Raw genomic sequence first — 20,579 nt, 5'->3', positions numbered from 1 at the left:
ATTGTTTCGGTGATCGGTACACAATGTGAGAAAACGGCAGAATGATTTCTAAATTTTTTATTGAACGGCCTATATTGGCCAATGTTATTGCGCTCCTCATCGTATTGCTGGGGGCGGTCGCTATAATTGTACTACCCGTTTCTCAATATCCTTCTATTGTTCCCCCAACCATTCAGGTGACCACTACATATCCTGGTGCCGATGCGAAAACACTCATCAAAACCGTAGCGCTACCCATTGAACAGCAAGTGAACGGGGTGGAAAACATGCTGTACATGCAATCTACCAGTACGAATAATGGTACCTATACATTGATTGTTACTTTTGCTATTGGAACGGATCTTAATTTTGCGCAAGTACTGGTCCAAAATCGCGTGCAAGCTGCAATGGCGCAGTTGCCTGATTCAGTGCAAAAACAAGGGGTGCTGGTACAGCAAAAATCTACAGCGATTCTGCAATTTATTACGTTAACGTCCAAAAATAATGAATATGATGGGTTGTTTCTTGATAATTATGCGGCAATTAATATGCAAGATGAATTATCGCGTTTACCTGGGGTAGGTAACGTAATTATTTTTGGAACTGGTACTTATGCGATGCGTGTTTGGCTGGATCCTAAAAAAATGTTGGCTTATTCCCTTAATCCAAGTGATGTTCTGCAAGCCATTAGTAATCAAAACCAAGAAGTTTCTTCTGGACAAATTGGCGCACCGCCAACTGCGGGGAAACAAGCATATCAATTTACGGTAAATGTACCGGGACAACTTGCTGACGTAGATCAATTCGAAAACATTATTGTGAAAACAATAGCGCAAAACCCCAATCAAAGTGCTAAAGAAACCAGTACGACACAAAGTGCGCAAATTGTCCGTATTCGTGATGTAGGTCGTGTGGAGTTAGGCTCTAACAGTTACAACCAGCTTGCGAGACTGAATAATAAACAGGCAGCGGCTATTGGTATTTACCAACTTCCTAATGCCAATGCCTTGCAAGTTGCTACCGAGGTACGTAAAGCAGTTGCGAAAATGGCAAAAAAATTTCCTCCAGGTATGGAATATTCAATTCCTTTTGACACCACCGTTTTCGTAAAAGCTTCTGTGAACGAGGTATATCACACTTTGTATGAGGCGGGTATTCTGGTTTTGATTGTTATTCTCCTTTTCTTACAAAACTATCGTGCTACCTTGGTACCCACTACTACAGTACCAGTGACCATTATTGGTGCGTTCTTTGCGATGCTTTTATTAGGTTATTCCATTAACTTGTTAACTTTATTTGCACTTGTTTTAGCAATTGGTATTGTGGTTGATGACGCGATTGTGATTGTTGAGGGTGTAACCCAACATATTGAACGAGGCACTCCACCCAAACAATCGTCAATTAATGCTATGGCCGAATTAATGGGTCCTATTATTGGGATTACGCTTGTGTTAATGGCGGTATTCGTTCCTGCAGGTTTTATGCCGGGCTTAACCGGTGCTATGTATGCTCAGTTTGCGTTAGTTATTGCGGCAACTGCATTTATTAGTGCCATCAATGCGATGACTTTGAAGCCTACCCAATGTGCCTTGTGGCTCAAGCCCGTTGACCCGCAGAAAAAGAAAAATATCATTTTTCGTTTATTTGATAAGTATTACTATCCTATAGAAAATTTCTATCTTCGCTTCATCGATAGGCTTGTTCATAAAAATAAAACAGTATGCATCATTGGTATTGCCCTAGTCATTTTAGCGATTTTAGGTTTAACACGTATCCCCACGGGGTTTATCCCACTTGAAGATCAGGGATATGCGATGATGAACGTGCAATTGCCCGATGGTTCCAGTTTAGGCCGCACGGAGGCTGTTTTACACGATTTAAGCGCGCAAGTATCTAAACTTGGTGGCGTAGAAAATGTGATCAGTATTACTGGGATCTCGCTTTTGGATAGCAATGCAAGCCTTGCCAATGGTGGTGTTCTTTACGTGATATTTAAAGATTGGGACGTGCGGGGTAAAAAAGAAGATTTGCTGGCGATGTACAAACAACTGAACGCGATCGCAGAAAAAACCTTAGGCGCTAAAATATTGGTTATGATCCCCCCGCCAATTCAAGGCTTAGGTATGTCTGGTGGCTTCCAAATGCAACTTGAGTTGCAAGACGGCTCATTTGATTATCAAAAATTGCAAACGGCTACAGATCAGTTGATTCGTTATGCCAGCCAGCAGCCTGAGTTGCAACGCCTGATGACTTCGTTTCGCGCTTCAGTGCCGCAGCTTGCTGCCCCAATTAATCGAGTCAAAGCAGAAGCTTTGGGCGTTTCTGTAGGCGATGCATCAAACACGTTACAGACCTATCTTGGCTCATCTTATGTGAATCTTTTTTCAAAATTCGGGCAAGTATTTCAGGTTTATGTGCAGGCAGACGCAGAGGCACGCAAGACGGTTGGTGATGTCCGTAATTATTATGTAAGAAACAAATCGGGGGAAATGGTGCCTCTGGGAACACTGACTGATATGTCGTCTACCGTAGGGCCTTCCATTATTTCGCTTTATAATTTATACCCTTCCAGCAATATTTATGGTTCGGCCGCGCCAGGTTACAGCTCAGGCCAAGCCATGGCAGTGATGGAGCGGCTCGCAAAAGAAGTTTTGCCTGCAGGTATCTCTTATGAATGGACCAGCACCGCCTATCAGGAGAAAATTGCGGGAAACATGAGTTATTATATTTTTATCCTGTCCCTCATTTTAGTGTATCTGATTTTGGCAGGTCAATATGAAAACTGGATCGCTCCTGCCGCGATTTTGTTAAGCGTGCCTTTAGCTTTAATTGGAACGGTATTGGTTTTATCGGCCCTAGGCCTTTCCAATAATATGTATACCCAGATCGGGATTTTGCTGCTTATTGCGTTGGCAGCGAAGAACGCTATTTTGATTGTTGAGGTGGCGCGAGAACAACACGAACTGCATAACAAATCCATCATGGAGGCTGCAGTAATTGGTGCTAAAACACGTTTTCGTCCTATTTTAATGACTTCGTTCGCTTTTATCCTGGGAGTTATGCCTTTAGTATTCGCCAGTGGTGCGGGCGCTAATGCACGACGCTCGATTGGGATTGCTGTATGCAGTGGAATGCTGGCTTCAACATGCCTTGCCGTGGTATTCGTTCCTGCATTTTTTGTAATGTTGCAAACTTGGCATGAAAAAAGAAAGACAAAAAAACATGCCAAACAGCAAAATTTTGGTAAAGAGGCTGAGTTTTAACCAAATATCCAAACCTTAAGCGTCTTATTTTAAATCGTAGCCTGGGTGCAGCGCAGCGGAACCCGGGATTTTACTATTCCAGTTAACTCCAGACTACCTGACTTGCAGCACCTTTTTGAATTTATATCACGTAAGGCTAAGGTAATATTTACGTGCTAAAATATAATCATAAAGCCTAAGTAGGAGCCGATGCATGGCACTCTCAAAAATTCTTAAAGATCTTATCGCTGTAGGTGAAGGACATTATCAAGAAGAATTTGGAAAACTAAGAGATGATGTCAAAATTGCAATTTATCAGAAATTACTCTTTAAAGCAGGCGAAACACCCGAGGGAAGTGACGCACGAAAAGCCTTGAAAAGTATAGATGATGGTTTCGAAGGATTAGATCCGGAAGTACGAAAAGGCATAGAAATCGAACGCAAAAGGTATGCTACAGCCAAAGCCAATGCCATTTATCAAGATTACCTATATCAAAAAGTTTTAGAAAAAGTAACCAAAGGTAAAGATCCCGTAGAACTACAAAATGGCTTGATGTTTGAGCCGCAAGGACGTTTAGTTTACGAGCTAACACTAACAATAGAAGAACAAGAAGAAGTTCTTAAGAAGATAGAAGGTTCTTTAAGTATAGAAAGTATTGAGGGAAGACATCCTATAGATATCAAACAGGGGCTTAAGCAAGTCCTTGGTGGTCGTACACCTACTGATACTACTTTATGTTCTATTGATTTAAGCGGCCCCCGTCTCCCTGAAAAAGGCGCTGAAGTATACAAGAAACTACAGGAAGAGTATAAAAAAATATATGGGGGACAGAGGGTTCTTCGTCATCAAAGAGCGAGTATTGTTGCCTCTTTTGAAGAAACTTATGCTCATATGTGTTTAATGGCAGGAACCTTTGAAAGGCGCTCCATAACCTATGGTGATAAGAATACAATTAGTAAAAAGGATTGGCAAGACATTCGCCATAAAGCAGCCTTGAAGCTCCAGGATGAAGTGGCCAAAGTTTATAAAAAAGCTGTAAAAAATGCCACTGATTCAAATGGTAAGGTTGATGTAGATAAACTTAATAAAAATTTAGCCAAAGAAAGAGTCAGATTGGCTCAATCCGCAAAAAAGATACTCATAGAAGGAGTCGTTGCGCATTTAAAAGAACACGCATTGTTATCTTTAGTATTTAATGAAGAAGGAAAGTTAATTTCAGGAAAATTAACGAAAAAAGAACAAAAGGACCTACTTCAGAAACGTCAGGATTTAGTATTTGATGAAGAAGGAAAGTTAATTTCAGGAGAATTAACAAAAGAAGAACAAGAGGATCTACTTCAGAAACGTCGGGGTTTAGTATTTAATGATAAAGGAGTGTTAACTTCAGGAGAGTTAACAAAAGAAGAACAAGAGGATCTGTTTAAGAAGCGTAGAGAATATGTTTTAGAGTACACGCAAAAACTAAGCAGTAGTTTGAATAAGCACAAATTTACTGCGCAGACGGCTACAGGATTCGATTATTTTTACACGTCTAATTACCTGCAACAGGGAATGTTAATAACCGGAACCCAACATACAGCGCATGAGAAACCTTCATTTATTCCAGGGCAAGTAGTAGAAGATCAAGCTGCTTTTAGGAGAGTTACCTATACTTATCGAGATGAAAAGGGTGCTTTACATCCTACGACCGCTGTGAGTGCGCGTATACCCTCACCAGCACTGGTTTTTCATCCCTCGATGAGTGCTCAGGATATTAAAGATGATCTTGTAAAAAAATTCGGTTTTCTCCACGAGCAAATGCGTGCCATGCGTGGAGGAAAAAACGGTCCTGTGGTAGAGAATTTATTCACTTCGTTTCATTCAGAAGCATTTGAGACTATAGGAGATAATAATAACAAACAAAGAGCCAGTGCGCTCTATATGATCCAGGCCATGCATGATTTTAACACCCCATGGAGCATACGGGTGAAAAAACTCGAAAAACAACTCGAGAAACTTGTTGAGGAAAAACCTGCAGTACTACTCGAGGAGCAACTCGATATGTCTCCAGAGGAAAAGCTTACAGCGTTCAAAACGCAACTCGATCAGCTTGAAGAGAAAAGACTTCTAACAGAAGAAGAAGAGCAATATAAGAAAAAACTTGATAAGCTAGGAGTAGAATTAGAAAATGCAAGAGAACAAGCGTTAATACAAGCTCAAGAACGACTACCAAAAAATAATTTCTTATACGTACAAAATATTGGTACCAACCGCCACACTCGGGATTTAGGTTATCGAGATGATAGAAGCATGGTTACTGGCTCTGTGGAACTGGACGATATTACTTTAAGTGCCGAAATGGCCATGCTGCACACTCTGCAAGAAAATAGTGCTTATTTAAGTCAAGAAGTAAAGGATAAAATCACTAATATCAATGCTCAAGTACTTGAGCATTATCATACTTTTTTAAACGAGGAACAGAGGCCAACATATTTCGCTGAGTCAGAAGCAGGTAAGAATTTAATTAAGGAGATCAGAGCATTTAAAAAAGGATTAGAAAGCGACTTATCGCAAGAGGATGTTGACGATTTACCTTTACTGGCTTCCAATGCTCTTGTAAGAATGATTGCCACCAACCAGCATTGGGATGTGCGCTATGGTCAACTGAGTCAAGCGCTTAGTATGTACATCGAATGGGCATCAACTGGTGGCTGTAAAAGTGGAAATGAGCGCAATCAGGATGTCATGTTACGTTTTGCTTTATTGAAAAGTATTCATGAGCGTGTAGAGCATGCTGGAAATACGGATGGATTGCAAGATCATGAACGAGCCATTTACGAGCAATTAAAAGCTTATGCTAAAGGACAAACAGCCGATCCCGATGACTTACGCGCTGCTATAGCAGTGTCAGTAAGCAAATGTAATTTACACGGTGGTGCGGCAGCAATTTCTCGAGAAGACCAAGGTGGCGCTGCGAAAGTAAGCAGCTTTTCATTCGTACAAGATATAAAAAATCCTTTCTTGCGTTGGACTGCGCGAATTGGTCTTGGAGTGTTTGCTCTAGCAACTGCACCCTTATTACTGATTCCTGCAGTTAGAAAATTCTATATCTCTCAATTAATTGATACTAATAATGCTGCAGATAGAGAAATGAACCTTGATGCTACCGGTGCAAGTAAAACCCAAGCACATAAAGGCCAAGATAAACGAACTCGTGAGGTAATTTTAGAGGTATTAAAGGAAGACGAATTCTTTAATAAGAAGAAAGGTGGGACAGAATTAACGAGCGAGGAAAAGGCTGGGTTTAAAAAAACCAAGGGATCTCATGAAAGATATGAGCTGAGCGTTAAGAAGAAAGGAGTGGAAGAGGGGCTTAATCCGCTTAATGGTAGCCCTCAGCTTATGGTAAAAACCTTTGGCGTTACAGAGGTGCCAAAACCGAAAGTGGAGGCGGCACAACAGCTTCGGTCATCAGATGAGCCTAGGATAGATGATTCCAACGACCGCCAGTTGGATTCATCAGTGGTTACAGAGTATACGAAGACTATCTAAGGACATTGACTGTCTTCTTTATGCGGTTTCCAGTTTTTGTATCGTCCTGGGGAGTGCACTGCTATTAAGTTAAGCGCCATCGTTCTTCTGCCTACGCTCCGCGGCTTGTTCCTGCGCATAAAGTGCGGTACGTAGAACGTTAGGTATATTTCATTTAAAAACATAAAGTGACATTCAAATTTCGCATGGATCGCCCAGGGCTTGTTCGCGGAGTCTGGTGAGAGTGCTCAGTTTCTGGAGCCCTAAATACGTTGCAGGGGTAGACTGAAGATTAATGGCCAGTGAGCTCTGGGTGATGGGAGTTGTTACCCAAAACATTAGATCGCTGATTCTTCTAAGTAAAAAATTCACGTTCAAAACTACAAAGACTTCTGATTTTTTCTTTTATTTCTTCAGATAATTCCGTCATAGACAGTGTACTCAGGGCCGCACTTTGATAGAAACGCTTAATCTCTGGATTTTTTATCGAATCCAAATGCAATGCGATGGTTTGGACATCGCCTCTTGCTAATGGTCCTGTGAGTGATTCTGCAATACAGGCTGTTTGTTTTAAGTTATTTAGATTCCCTTGCATTAAATTGACCATCATCCGGCGAGTTTGTTGTGTATCGATACCCGCTTTAAGAAATAATTCTTCACTACAGGATGCCAGGGTAATTAAGTAATTCGAAGCCATGCATGCTGCAGCATGATATGCTGTTTTTGCCTCGGGTTTAATGGTAATGAGATGAGCGCCTAATTGATTGAACGAGCTTTTTAACCACGCGCATACTTCAGCATCACCCTCCAAAACACAATCAACTTGATAAAATGCAGTGGGCTCCAGGTAATTTGCTTTAAATGCTTTTAAAGGATGAAAACTCGCGACCAAGCAGCCTTGTTTTTTTAATGGAGCAAATACAGCAGAACTCAATACCCCACTGCAGTGAATAACAAAATTGCCTGGCTTTAAGACATTACTATGTGCAAGTAGTTCTACTGCATTGTGAATGGCATCATCATTACAGCATATCCAGCTTACTTCCGCTTCGGGCAAGAGCGCAATTTTGTCAATTACTTGACCGAAGCCAATTTCCTGGCTCGCCTTTTGTGCGCTTTCCAAACTGCGATTGCAAATGGAAAAGGCTGAGATGAGCTGAGCTTTAAATAAGGCCAAAGCGATATTTTTACCTAACCGGCCTGCGCCTATAATGTTGCAGTTCATATTTATTTTCTTGCCTCAATAGATTGTTGGTGAGTTATCCGCATAATGATAACTTAGTAAAGGTATTAAAAATGCAATTTTAGCAAAAAACCATCACCATCTCGATGAATTATTGGTTATAATACTTTCAATTTGTCATATTGAGAATGAATTATGCCTTATTTGCTGAAGGGAAATGCAGAACAAATTTTCCATGCTTTTGGACTGGGGTGGGTCGTTGCAGAACAAAAAGATGACACAAATATAATTGGGGATTTTCCATCTGTTAATTTTCTGGGCACCATACAGCAAGCAATAAGACATTTTAGTATCTGGCGCAAACATGCTCTGGGGAAATATTATCTGCGTGGTAATATGACTGCAGGAAATTTGTCCTATTTATTGGGGAGTGAGCCACTCAAAAAAGAAGAGGAAGAGTCTGCGGTTTACCATGCGCATTTAGGTTGCCAGGATTTTGCCTACATTAATGACGTAGGAGAAAACTGCAGCATTATGGTGATGTATCGAAAGGATGACCCAAAACAGTGGGTAATCGGTTTAATGAAAAATGGCCATGCAGAACCAAAAGACAGAGAGATAGTCTGTGTATCAAGTTTTGATTTAACCCCCTTTATTAAATCACCTGATTTTGGGGTGAGCGTTTCCTCTGTGTCATCTATAGAACCTTTATTGCAGCAGATTGGTTCCGCTATTCCGGGCTTTTTATTACACAATGCAGTCCAGGGGAATAACGAGATTAACTTACGTTTTCAGCGTATTGCGCTATTGATACGAAAACTCCAAATAGAGCAAGAAACGGCACCTCTTCGCGACCCTATTTCTTTTGCTGAACTTAATTTATCCGCATTATTTGCAGAAAATCCGGCACTGGATTTGCTTTTTCAATACAAAATACCGGATGAGCTTCCTTTATCTGTTTCTCTGTTGAAGGAGCTTTTATCTGAATCCAGTCCATTACGTAAAGAAATTCGGGGAATTCAATTCACTGATGATGAACGTATTAATAAAAGTCTATTAAAAATCATCATTGTATTTTACGAAAAAGGTATTCTTGATGAACAAAACCGGAAGCTGCTTACTCATCTTGAATTGATTAGAAAATTTAGCGGCTATATGAAAGATGAGACACAAATTAAGTTACTTCCCTTTTTAATTCAACAATCCTATCCACATGATTTAATGCAACTTATTTTATCTGAGGAAGCTTATTACCGTGCTATAGACAGTTTAGTTGAGTTAGAGCCAGCACTAACAGAAGATGTTCCTAAATTTTTTAAAGAATCTGAATTTAAAAAGCGTGAAGAATTAAAATTTATTTTTTCTTTGCCTGATGAAGACTGCAGGCGACTTTGTTTGATTTTTTGGGTTAAAGGCTCTCTCTCTGAAGATGGTTATCAACAAATCGTTGCTGCAACAAAGGAATATCCATTGTTGGCTTCCAGTTTGGTGGCTTTGGACCAAACAAAAACCATTAGTATTGAAAATCTAGAAAAGCTTGCTTTAAATCCCCACCAACATTTACAAAAATCAATTGCTCATCATTTTGCTAAAGAATTTCAAGGGCTTCATGATGTAACATCGAGATTACGCAAGTTAACGCTTGATGAGTTAAAAGCCGCAAGCACTGCATTACTCCTATTAAAAAAATCAGGTATTACCGCTCCTCTTGAAACATATCACTTAGTACTAGAGAAGAATAATAAAGGACAAGCCTTACGCCTGCTTTTACCTCCATTAGCAAATGAGGTAGGTAAAATACGAACGTTATTGATGGAAGTTCTTTATAGTGGCGTAGTGCACGGGATACAGACTCAAGGCAATAAAGTCCTTGCGATAAAAGATCCAGTAGAATTAGCTTTAGCTAAAAGATTGCGCGAGCGTTTTATTTGTGTCAGACAAATGCAAGACTTAAAGCTCAGAAAAGACCTGATCGAATTGGCGGCACAAGAAGAGAGTGAAGAAGCTGAGCGGTTTCGGCAAGTTATTTTGCGAGTTGAGGCTCAATGCAAAAAAATCCATGAGCGTTTATCTGGAGCTACATCATTCAGTGAAATGCACATAAAATGGAAGGGTGCAGAAGAAGCTTATAGAAAAACATTATACACCATTTCTTATGACGCACTTATGAATCCTTATGCCGATGTGCGTCCCACATTAAAGAATGCTGAAAAAGAAATTCTTAAAATTGTCGATCCTGAAATTGAGTCCGATTTATATCGATTTTTATACAATGCCTTAGTGGTTATTGCTAATATAATTAGCTGCATCCTTTTCCTTGGCGGGGCAAATGGATATAAATACTACAAGACTGGTAATTTCTGGTTTTTTAACCAGACTCGTTCAGGAGAGGAGATACGCGAACTGAATAAGGACGTGCTTGAGCTTATCGATCTAGAGCACTCCGATGACAATGAACTGTGCTTCTCCTTAGCATGGTGTCAAATGAGTTAAATCAACGAAGCCCAAGAAAACTGCAGCCTTGGCCCGGAACAACTCTCCCTCCGGGCCAGGCATTCTTATTCAATCAGGCATGCAATTTGCATGGTGAATTGTCATTAAAAAAAGCAGACTGACATGATCTGAGGGATTATTTTTTTAGTAATACACTAAGCATTTGAATTTTAACTGTTTAGTTTCCTTGTTATCTGTTTGAAAATTATTCTTGAACTTATTGAATATTTCTGCCTAATATGAACTATTCTAAAAGGACGACTGGGATTTAATGGATTAAAAAATATGGGAATTCCAAAAAAGGCACTCACAAATAGTAAACTCACTTATGTAGAAAAAATTGCGGATAGCTCTCATGAAACATGGAAGGTTTCCTTTGAGGAAGATGGGGTTATTAAGAAGGCTTTTTTTAAAAAATTAGAGCCTAAAAATCACTATCCTGAGTTATTAGCCAAAATCAGTGTAGCAACTTCATCATTCAAAAGGTTATTTCAAGGAAAAAGATCCGCTGAAGAGCGTTTGGTATTCGGGGAATACGATCTCGAATTAATGCCAGATGATACGAAAAATATAAAAAGTGGCACCCTTTATGTTAAGTTAGAGCAAAACTTTCTCGAATACCTTGTTAAAACTCCAGATGGCTTAAAAAAGGACACCATTGCGATAAAGGATATACCAAACTTTAACCCTCAACTGCCTTTAACTATAGAGCAGCTTCAAAAGATAAAGAGTAGTATCCTGGAAATTACCTCAAAAAGGGGGGACACCCAAGAAAAAGTAATCGGTACATTATCTATTGGTGTTGAAGATTTTAAACCTTTTCATTATGCGAGTCAGGGCATTCCTATTAACAGTACTTTAAAGGAACAAGTTGCGCCCAGTGTTAAAACCCTTGTCGAAAAAAATATCATGGAACTTTTGCTTGGCAGATGGTTCCTTGATGATGATGATGCGCATCCTCATAATCTCAGCCTGGCAGGGGATATTGATTTTGATATGTTCTTCTATTGGTTCACTATTCATATGAAAGTGCCAAGAAAAGTAATTGGCATACCGAAAGAGCATGTTACTTTAACGGTTCGTGATTATGAGGCTTTTCCGAATGTTCAGCAATCAATGCCTTATCATTGGCCTCCTTATGAACATCCGGGACAAGAGACTATTCCACTAATTATGCCTGGAGTACAAGAGCAAGCGCTTAAATTGTTACCTAAAGCTTATGCAGATCCAGGGGAATTCGCGCGGCTGGCTCAGAATTCACTGGCGCAAGAACAAAAGCTTGCAGCGGCTTTAAAAGCACTATTAACCTTCCAGCCTGAACTACAACGTCAACGCTTAACAGAGCTTTTTGGTGATCTGCCTTTAAATTACACTTCTTTAGAAGAAACAGATCCCAGCTTACGGGCAAAATATGAAGAGCTGTATCCCCGCTTTTGCAATGAAAAGACGGACAAAAAATCATTTGTTGATTTTATGATGGATTTATATCAAGAACACTATGATAACTTATATCGAGTGGTAGTCTTTTACATGGGGTGTATGGACAATGGTTATGGATTACCGCTGCCGCCTACTTACTTAGCTCTTTACCAAAAACCTTCTTTTTATCGCAAGATACAAGACTGGGTCAAAAAAGAAAATGAAACAACTTATGCTAAAGAAGAAGATCTAAAGTACAAACCTGATGAATTACAAAAACGATATCATCAGGTTTGGCGTGATGCATTTGCACCAATAATAAAAGAGTTGATCCACAGTTCCTATAGACTAACAAACACAATACTTAAGGAGGCCACCAATCCTCCATATGTGCAAATTTCCGAACTGGAAAGCAAAAAAGCCACAGATGATAGTTTAACCAGTGCCTGGGAGTTATTTGGAAATCTTCCTGTGCTTTCTGCTGAAACAATTCGAGCAAAGCTTAGTGTCGATAAAGACAGTAAATTGCGTGATGCATCATTATTTTTGATTGCCTTTGTTAATGAGTTTCGTGAAATCACAAAGACCTATTATGAAAAAAAACGCCAGGATCTTACTGAAGAAGACAATCTTGAGTTTTCAAATAAACTGAGTTTACTCCATCAAACATATAACCTAAAAATTCGGCAGGCCCTGGCGAATACAACAACCCATGCTGCTGAATTTAATAGTATTGCATCAAGTCTTAAGCTCATAGCAGAACAGGTCAATTTCCAATTGCATTTGACTACTACAGACGAACTTATGGAAGAAGCATTACTGGCCGTGAAACGAGAAGTACTGCCTTTTACACATGAAGATGTGAAACAACAATATTATGATTCATTGTTTGTTTGGGCAAAAAGTCTCAAACCCGAGGAGTTGGAGCGTTATATAAATGAAATTATAGATAAAAAATATGCACCAGTAGTGACTTCGTTTTCATTCCGCCAAAGGGCTGAACCGGTGAAGGCCTATTTAAAAGTAAGCGCAAATGAAAGTGGTGATAATCGTTTGGCTTATATTTTAAGCTCAGGAACTCAGCAAGATGGAGCATTGAATACTTTACTTGTACAGGGTCTTACTCCTCTAATGTTGCAAAAGCATCCTATACCAAGTGTTGATCTTGCGATCAGAGATAAAAGTTTTGAAAAGGGAATCAATGATTTTACTCGCGATGTGGTGTTTTTTGCCAAGAAAGATAAACGATTTACTCATCCTTATAGTGATGGGGGCATCGCCATGTTGTATCGGACGATTTATGATTGGGTAGATTCCCTCACTGATAAATCATTTAAAAGCTTAATCTCTTCTTCCTTAGCAAAATATGAATCGAAAACATGGGGAAGTCTTTTGGGAGCCTCCAGACGATCAGAGGTAGAAGGTTATTTAGAGGGGAATTGTAATGCGAAAGTACTGGCTATGATCTTTATGAATGGAGGTGAGTCCTCAACATTGAATGAGTGTTTGTTTGTTAAAATAGTGGAAGCAATTAAAAAAGAAGTGAATAAGTATCCGGTAATGTTGGAAGAGCCAAAATATAAGTTAATTGCTCAGTTAAATTTGGAAGAACATACAACTAAAGCGCATTGTCTTAATAACATGAGATACCATTACGAAACGATTTCTGCTTCGCATCGACAATTACAAATTACCTCCAGTTATACTTGTTAAGAAACAATTTAAATTTACCACTATACTTCAAGTGATCACGACTCTGTTTGTGGCCGCTGGAAGTATAGGTTATGATTCCCTTTTTTTAGAATGCTGTGAGCGTTTCACATGTCTTTTGATTTAATAAAAACATTGCCCCAATATCTGATTCCTCAGCACGGATTTACCACTCTTGCCGGTTGTTTGGCTGAAGTGAAAAATGTCAACGTAAAAAATTACATCATTCAACGATTTATAAGGAAATATCACGTTAATATGAGTGAAGCTTTAATCGAAGACCACACTGCATATGCATGTTTTAATGATTTTTTTATTCGTCAATTAAAACCAGAGTGCAGGCCATTGGCCGATGCGGATATTATTTCACCTGTAGATGGTTGTGTTAGTGAAATAGGATCTATAAAGCAAGGTCAATTAATTCAAGCAAAAGGCCGTTATTATTCCGTGGCTGAGCTTTTAGCGGGTAATAACAATGTGGCTGCTCCATTTATTAATGGGCATTTTGCTACTTTGTATTTATCACCTAAAGATTACCATCGTGTGCATATGCCTATGGATGCCAAAATTACCTCGATGACCTATATTCCAGGCGCTTTATTTTCAGTTCAACCTTCAACGGTGCGAATTGTGCCAAAATTATTTGCGCGTAATGAACGACTGGTTATTTTTTGTTCTACCGAATCGGGTCCCATGGTAATGGTGATGGTTGGAGCAACCATAGTTGGAGCGATAGGAACCAGTTGGCATGGGGATATCAAACGGAGTAAGACTCGTGTTGATTTTGAATACAATCAAGAGCAAGAACAAAAGATGGCTCAGGGTGATGAAATGGGATACTTTAAATTGGGATCAACCGTAGTTTTGCTGTTTGCAAGTGATATGCAAGTACACTGGAATCCTGCTTTAAAAACAGGAAGTGCAATCCGCTTAGGTGAGGCACTCGGTGAAATTAAATAGCGCGACATGCAGTTGTTGTGTCGTTGTGTAGCCTGGGTGCAGCGCAGCGGAAGCCAGGTTTTTGAATTAAATGAGCCTCTCGATCCCGGGTTCCGCTGCGCTGCACCCAGGCTACATGCTTATCTCAAAACTTATGTTAATGCAAATAGAGTTCCCAATTTTTTATCCATGGCATTTTGATAAACAACAGAGGCAACACTTAAATCCTGTATTGACAGCCCTACTGATTTGAAAACAGTGATCTTGTTTTTGAGGTCTGCATTTTTATGCATTAACCAATCACCTATTTCAATAATATCCTCTTGTTGTAACTGCTTTTCCTGCACAGCGCTGATAATTTCACCTGCTTCGGCCATAACAGCGCTTAATTGATCAACAATTACTACAGCATGTTTTAGTACATCATTGCTGATTTCTTTCATATTGGCAGTGTGTGAGCCTATGGCATTAATATGAACATGCGGTCCTATATCATGCATGGAGATTAATGGCTCAGCACTTCCGGTTGCGGTGCAGATGATATCCGCATCTTTAACTGCTAAAGAAATGCTGTCATATACGTTGATGGCATATTGGTCTGCGAACTGAGCCGCAAATTGTTCTGCATTCTTAATATTTCTTGACCATACCGATACCTGCTTTATGTCACGTACGTTTGCTACAGCTTGGAGTTGTGTTTCTGCTTGCACTCCCGAGCCAATGATTGCAACATGAGTTGCGTCATCTGCTGCAAAATATTGAGTGGCTAATCCAGAAACTGCCCCGGTTCTTAATGCAGTCAAATAACCTGCATCCATGAGCGCCTTGGGCTCACCAGTACTGGCATCAAGTAACATGATAAAACCAGTGATAGAGGGTTTGTTGAGCGCACTATTTTTAGGAAAAATAGAAACGACCTTCAAACCTAAAGCCTTATCTTGAGCAAGATATGCTGGCATGGTCAACGTAAGCGCATCTTCCTCATCAATAGCAATTCCTGTTCTTAAAGGTAATTTAACTTGTTGTTTTGCTAATTGAATAAATGCGTTTTCCATCGCCTTAATTGCTTGACTCATGGTGATGCTTTGTTTGACTTCGTCTAAGGACAATAAGCGAAGACTCATAATGATTTAACCTCCAAACTCTTTAGTTAAAGCAGATAATAAAGTTGGGTATTTGAAGTTAAATTGATATTCTGACAATCGTTGAGGTGCAACGGTTTGTCCTGACAATAATAACTCCTCACCCATTTGACCAAATAAAAGTTGTATAATCCATGCCGGCATCCATAAAAAAGCAGGTTTTTTTAATACCTGAGCAAATGTTTTAGTAAATGTTTTTTGCGACACAGACTCCGGTGCTACTAGATTCACTGGGCCTGTAATTTCTGGGTGCGCTAGCAAAAACATGATTGCTTCCACATGATCGGTACTATCAATCCATGCTAAAGGTTGTTCTCCAGAACCAATTACCGCCCCCATTCCATAGCGGGTAGGCAATTCCAGTTTTTTTAACATTCCTCCGCCCCGCTTTAGAACCACGCCAAAACGCATGAGAGTAACAGGCATACCCATAGCAAAGCCTTTTTTTGCAGTATCTTCCCATTGAGTAACCAGTTGGTTTGCAAAACTGGTTTCAGGAGAGTCGATGGGTGGGGTTGTTTCGGTAAATGTAATATGGTCTTGTGCCAGTTTTTTCTGCAAACCATAAATGCCAACGGCACTTGCGTTATATAAGTGAGGTTTTTTAGTGTCGGCTTTTATACCCCAAAGAACTAATTGGTTGGTTGTTTCAATTCGACTTGAAAGTAGCGTTTCTTTTGTTTTAGCACTCCACCGATGATCGGCAATATTTTCACCAGCCAAATTAATAATTACATCAAATTCATTTGGGTCTAATGTATTTAGCTTATCCCAAGTGGTTCCATGAACTGTACTTGAAAATGTACGCTTAATTTTTTCCTCATCTCGCCCTATGACATAAATTTCGTGTCCAGACTGAAGTAACTCTGGCACTAAAGTTTGACCAACTAACCCTGTGCCACCACTAACGATAATTTTCATGAGATCTCCCTATAGAATGGGCCTAATAGGATCTGTTTTACATTTCTACTCTCTTGGTCTAAATAGCCTGATTTTTTGCGCTCCGATGCACACATACTCCGTGTATGCTATGCTTCGGTACTCAAAAATCAGACTATTTTGACTCAAACTAGCGAAAAAATGTAAACAGATCCTAATAATACCTGAAGTGAATTAATTTTAATCTACCTATGTAAAAACAGCTTACACAAAAATGACTTGTGTGATTTGTTTTAGAAAAACATAACATTTATGTCTATCCTTTTATTAATACATTTAAGGGAATAACTATCATGCCCAATAAAAGTTTAACTGGAATAATCGGAATGAGCAGTATATTATTTTCCACAATAGTATTAGCCTCCTCTAGCAAGAGCGTGACTAAAGATGAATGGTTAACCTCTTTTAAAGAGCAAGCTCCAGCGAAAATGTGCCGGCAATTAGTAGATGATCCGAAGACGAATAAACTGCTTGTAAACGCTAATATAAGCTATGATAAATGTGTGGCATTAATTTCAGTAAGTTTTGATAAATGTAAAACAAAATTTTATTCAGAGTTACCCGTAAATATAGACAATAAAAATGCATCAATATGGGGCAACAACTTAGGGAAGTGCATTGGTACAGATTTTTTCTCGAATAACCTCGCGGTTACTTCTCAATCAACATCTGCACCACCAGCCACCACTTCGCCAACAACAACGAAACCAAGTGGGACTAACCCATAAATTAAATGAGCAGAATATTAAAGTAGTTTAAAGTTTTAAAAAAACCATTATTGGTACCGAGAAGAGGACTCGAACCTCCACGGAGTTGCCTCCACTAGCACCTGAAGCTAGCGTGTCTACCAATTCCACCACCTCGGCATTGTGGCGCTAAGTTACTCATATTTTGTTGAACTGTCAATAGACCCTAGATAACTTTCCCCTGACTAGTTGTGGAATAAGGCGTTCCTGCTTTTAAAATACGCTCTCTCACCCCTTGCCAACCCTCTGTTTCAGGAGGAAGTTCGATTGCAATGGTTTGAACATCAGCCGTATCCGCTTTTCTTAATTGATAATATAAGTCAAAGGCCACTTTTTCAGGGTGATCTGCCAAAAGATGAAAATGATCTTCACGGATGTTCATTGGTCGTTTGCTTGCAATAACATATACTTCATCTGGATTTTTTTGACAAAAATCTGCAAGAGCTTTATAGCTGACAAAATAATATAAGCTTTTTTGTGGTTGGTAATGGTTTTCCAGCTTCCCGGGAACACGTAAAGTATTCTCAAGGTGCAAGGAGGGGGTCGCAATCACTTCGGCTATAGTTTTTTCATCAATAAGCCCATGACGTAAAATTTGATAGTTTTCTGCATGAGTCGCATCAATGATGGTCGATTCAATGCCTACACTACAACGCCCCCCATCTAATATGGTTAACTCCAGGTTAGGAAATGATTCGCTAACATGGTGTGCGGTAGTAGGACTCACTTTCCCAAAGGGGTTGGCTGAAGGGGCGACCAGTGGGATGCCTAATTTTGTCAATAATTCCTGGGCTATGGGGTGGGCTGGACACCTGATGGCTACAGTAGTCTGGCCACCCGTAATTAATGGATTGATTTGATCGTGTTTGCAATGCAAGACAAGAGTTAAAGGACCTGGCCAAAATTTATTAATGAGTTGCTGTGCATAAACAGGAATATCTTCGACCAGGGTACTGAGATCCCAGTTTTGTGGGACATGCACAATTAAGGGATGATTTAATGGTCTATCCTTCATCACAAAAACTGTTCTAATGGCCTTTTCATTATTAATAGGCGCGGCTAACCCATAGACAGTTTCTGTAGGGATGGCTACAGGTTTTCCTTTATGTAATTCATTGATAACCTGATCAATATTGGTGGTAATTAAAGGCATATACCAGTCATAGATTTTAAAACCCTTTATTTTTACACAAATTTCAAGAGAAATCAGTATTTTTGCGTTTTCAATTTTCCCCACATAGAATAACTGTACTTATATAGAGAGATATCAGGAATTGTGTTGTGTTACTTAATTTACTAGAAAAAACAGTGGATGGTTATTTTGCCATCATTCCCAGGCATAAACCCTCGATAGAAATCATTAAGTCTGCTCGTTTGATTGCACATAGAGGCGCCCATAATCATGCACAGGGTATTGTTGAAAATACGCTTGCTGCATTTAAATTGGCGCAAGAGCTGAAATGCTGGGGAATTGAATTTGATGTGCGCACAACAGCAGATAAAGTACTGGTGGTAAATCACGATGCTACTTTAAAACGTCTCTGGAAACATGATCTAACCATTGCTGACCTGAGCTTTAAGGAGTTACGGGCTTTGGTTCCTGATGTGCCTACACTTAATGAGGTTGTTGCTGCCTACGGGAAGAGCTTGCATTTGCTTATTGAATTAAAAGCGCCTTTTCAAGACGAGGATATTTTAGTAGAAGCTTTAAATGGGTTATCTGCTGGTGAAAACTACCACTTGTTAACTCTGGATTCTGCAATTTTTTATTCATTGTCACAATTTCCCAAGAATGCTCTTTTGCTGGTTGCATCACATAATAATGTGAAGCAATTTTGTAATGTCAGTTTAAATGAGAATTATGGTGGTATACTAGGCCATTATTTTTTGATCAACAACAAAATAATTAGCCGATTCAAAGCGGCCGAAAAAATTGTCGGTGTGGGTATGGTAGATTCTAAATACAGCTTATACAGAGAATTAAATCGAGGAATAAACTGGCTTTTTACCAACCGTGCAGACGAATTGACTGTTTATTTGCGTCATTTTTAACAAGTAATAGAACTCATATCCTTTTGTTTTTTAAAACGGCATCTTAAGTTCAGCTTGTAAATAATATTGACCGGTTGCAATAGATATGTTCTGATAGAAATCAAATAGTTGTCGATATTTTGATATGGGATCATTCATTTTTATTAGGCCCACTTTTGAAATTTGCCGCAGAAATGCAAGTAAACACACGTGAAACTAAAATGCAAGTCATGTTTTGAACGAGGATAATTTTGTTAAAAGGGATGTAGCTATGGGATGGGCGGATAGGTTTTGGACGGCAACCAATTGGGTTTTAGATACAACAGTACATGCGGTGGCAGATACCATGAACACTTGCGGTACACTGGCATGTACTCTCGGCGGAGCCGCCTATGCACTTTCTAATGTACTTCCCTTACAGGAAGTCAATGCCTCATACTATGGGGGGGTTCATGCTGTCGGGAATTTTTCTCTAGGAATTAATATTACCAACTTGGATTATGTTTTTCCTGAGTGGCTCCCTGGCTCTTACAGTAATCATGTAAATAGTGATACTCCTGCTTATAATCTGACTGAATATGTCAGCTTAGGAATGGTTAACTCAATTGGTACTCTATGTATTGGTTCAGGCATTGCCTTAAAAACTTTAGGCGTCAATATTAATCACTGGCAGGAAAGCAGAGAGGAACGACGTTATTACGCTCACAGTAAAGGAATTCAAGTTAGCAATCCTCGGCTGAAAGAATATCTTTATGTGAGTGCAGAAGCCTTTAGCAACTCAATATCTACAGTCATGCTCAGTAATGCAGTTACCGCAGCAACCCTCTATTTTGCAGGCAAGGTCTTCCCTGATTTTACTTATCCTCCTAATGGAAAAGAAAAAGTATATGGGGAGCATTATAATGGTGCAGTGATAACCGAGCCTTTTAACGTATCAATCGATTTAGGTGTGAGTAACTTTACCGTTCCTCTATATTTTGGAAATTTAGACGTTTTGCTAAAAAAAGCAGTTGATGCAGCAGTAAATGTTACTTATGGCGGAGGTTTTTTCTTTAAACCGAGCGGCGCTACGCAAACCCCTTCTTTTACCGTTACGGAGACAGTTTCTTCGACAGTGGGCGCAAGTGCTTATCTGGCAAGTAATTTTTTTGCTACTAAATCCAGACAACTGCATTCTGAAAGAATACATGAGGCGGAAGCAAATGCTTATACCTTGTTCAGTTCTATGAAGTAGCGGCAGTGAAA

At 39.5% G+C, this 20,579-nt stretch carries 12 protein-coding genes and 1 tRNA gene; 8 read left to right on the top strand and 5 right to left on the bottom strand.

What is annotated here, in order from left to right:
• Window positions 1–41: 41 nt before the first annotated feature.
• Both DY223_RS16760 and DY223_RS16755 read left to right on the top strand, forming a co-directional pair.
• The gene (locus DY223_RS16760) at window positions 42–3,242 is read left to right on the top strand and encodes an efflux RND transporter permease subunit (RefSeq protein ID WP_058459604.1); all 3,201 of its coding nucleotides are present in this window, start codon (window positions 42–44) and stop codon (window positions 3,240–3,242) included.
• Between the two features lie 193 nt (window positions 3,243–3,435).
• On the top strand, window positions 3,436–6,753 hold the full coding sequence (locus DY223_RS16755; protein WP_058459605.1) for a hypothetical protein: 3,318 nt from the start codon (window positions 3,436–3,438) through the stop codon (window positions 6,751–6,753).
• Window positions 6,754–7,087: 334 nt separating this feature from the next.
• Here the strand turns inward: DY223_RS16755 and DY223_RS16750 are convergent, their stop codons facing one another.
• On the bottom strand, window positions 7,088–7,957 hold the full coding sequence (locus DY223_RS16750; protein WP_058459606.1) for a Rossmann-like and DUF2520 domain-containing protein: 870 nt from the start codon (window positions 7,955–7,957) through the stop codon (window positions 7,088–7,090).
• A 153-nt stretch (window positions 7,958–8,110) separates the two neighbouring features.
• On the opposite strand from DY223_RS16750, the gene DY223_RS16745 reads away from it, so the two are divergent.
• The 3 genes from DY223_RS16745 (at window position 8,111) to asd (ending at window position 14,497) form a co-directional block, all read left to right on the top strand.
• The gene (locus DY223_RS16745) at window positions 8,111–10,408 is read left to right on the top strand and encodes a hypothetical protein (protein ID WP_058459607.1); all 2,298 of its coding nucleotides are present in this window, start codon (window positions 8,111–8,113) and stop codon (window positions 10,406–10,408) included.
• Between the two features lie 285 nt (window positions 10,409–10,693).
• Window positions 10,694–13,540, top strand: coding sequence for a hypothetical protein (locus DY223_RS16740; protein ID WP_058459608.1), 2,847 nt, complete (start codon window positions 10,694–10,696; stop codon window positions 13,538–13,540).
• A gap of 108 nt (window positions 13,541–13,648) precedes the next feature.
• Window positions 13,649–14,497, top strand: coding sequence for an archaetidylserine decarboxylase (gene asd / locus DY223_RS16735; RefSeq protein WP_058459609.1), 849 nt, complete (start codon window positions 13,649–13,651; stop codon window positions 14,495–14,497).
• 131 nt (window positions 14,498–14,628) lie between these two features.
• On the opposite strand, the gene DY223_RS16730 is transcribed toward asd, so the two are convergent.
• Window positions 14,629–15,600, bottom strand: coding sequence for an ornithine cyclodeaminase family protein (locus DY223_RS16730; RefSeq protein ID WP_058459610.1), 972 nt, complete (start codon window positions 15,598–15,600; stop codon window positions 14,629–14,631).
• Between the two features lie 6 nt (window positions 15,601–15,606).
• Window positions 15,607–16,539: a TIGR01777 family oxidoreductase gene (locus DY223_RS16725; protein ID WP_058459611.1), complete on the bottom strand. Its 933-nt coding sequence runs from the start codon at window positions 16,537–16,539 to the stop codon at window positions 15,607–15,609.
• Window positions 16,540–16,850: 311 nt separating this feature from the next.
• On the opposite strand from DY223_RS16725, the gene DY223_RS16720 reads away from it, so the two are divergent.
• Complete coding sequence (locus DY223_RS16720) at window positions 16,851–17,285, top strand: hypothetical protein (protein WP_058459612.1); 435 nt, start codon at window positions 16,851–16,853, stop codon at window positions 17,283–17,285.
• A 51-nt stretch (window positions 17,286–17,336) separates the two neighbouring features.
• Here the strand turns inward: DY223_RS16720 and DY223_RS16715 are convergent.
• Together DY223_RS16715 and DY223_RS16710 are read right to left on the bottom strand one after the other, a co-directional pair.
• Window positions 17,337–17,423: transfer RNA gene (locus DY223_RS16715), tRNA-Leu, on the bottom strand.
• Between the two features lie 46 nt (window positions 17,424–17,469).
• Window positions 17,470–18,456 (bottom strand): L-threonylcarbamoyladenylate synthase, encoded by a 987-nt coding sequence (locus DY223_RS16710; protein ID WP_058459613.1) that lies wholly within the window; start codon window positions 18,454–18,456, stop codon window positions 17,470–17,472.
• A 128-nt stretch (window positions 18,457–18,584) separates the two neighbouring features.
• Here DY223_RS16710 and DY223_RS16705 point away from each other — a divergent pair, with 128 nt between their 5' ends.
• Together DY223_RS16705 and DY223_RS16700 are read left to right on the top strand one after the other, a co-directional pair.
• A complete protein-coding gene (locus DY223_RS16705; protein WP_058459614.1) occupies window positions 18,585–19,355 on the top strand; it encodes a glycerophosphodiester phosphodiesterase in 771 nt (256 codons plus the stop codon).
• Between the two features lie 214 nt (window positions 19,356–19,569).
• Window positions 19,570–20,568, top strand: coding sequence for a hypothetical protein (locus tag DY223_RS16700; RefSeq protein ID WP_259293211.1), 999 nt, complete (start codon window positions 19,570–19,572; stop codon window positions 20,566–20,568).
• Window positions 20,569–20,579 lie beyond the last annotated feature (11 nt).

It is taken from the genome of Legionella bozemanae (genome assembly GCF_900450575.1).
Lineage (GTDB): Bacteria > Pseudomonadota > Gammaproteobacteria > Legionellales > Legionellaceae > Legionella > Legionella bozemanae.
The sequence above is the reverse complement of the archived record's forward strand: the minus strand, read 5'-3'. Positions and strand labels throughout refer to the sequence as shown.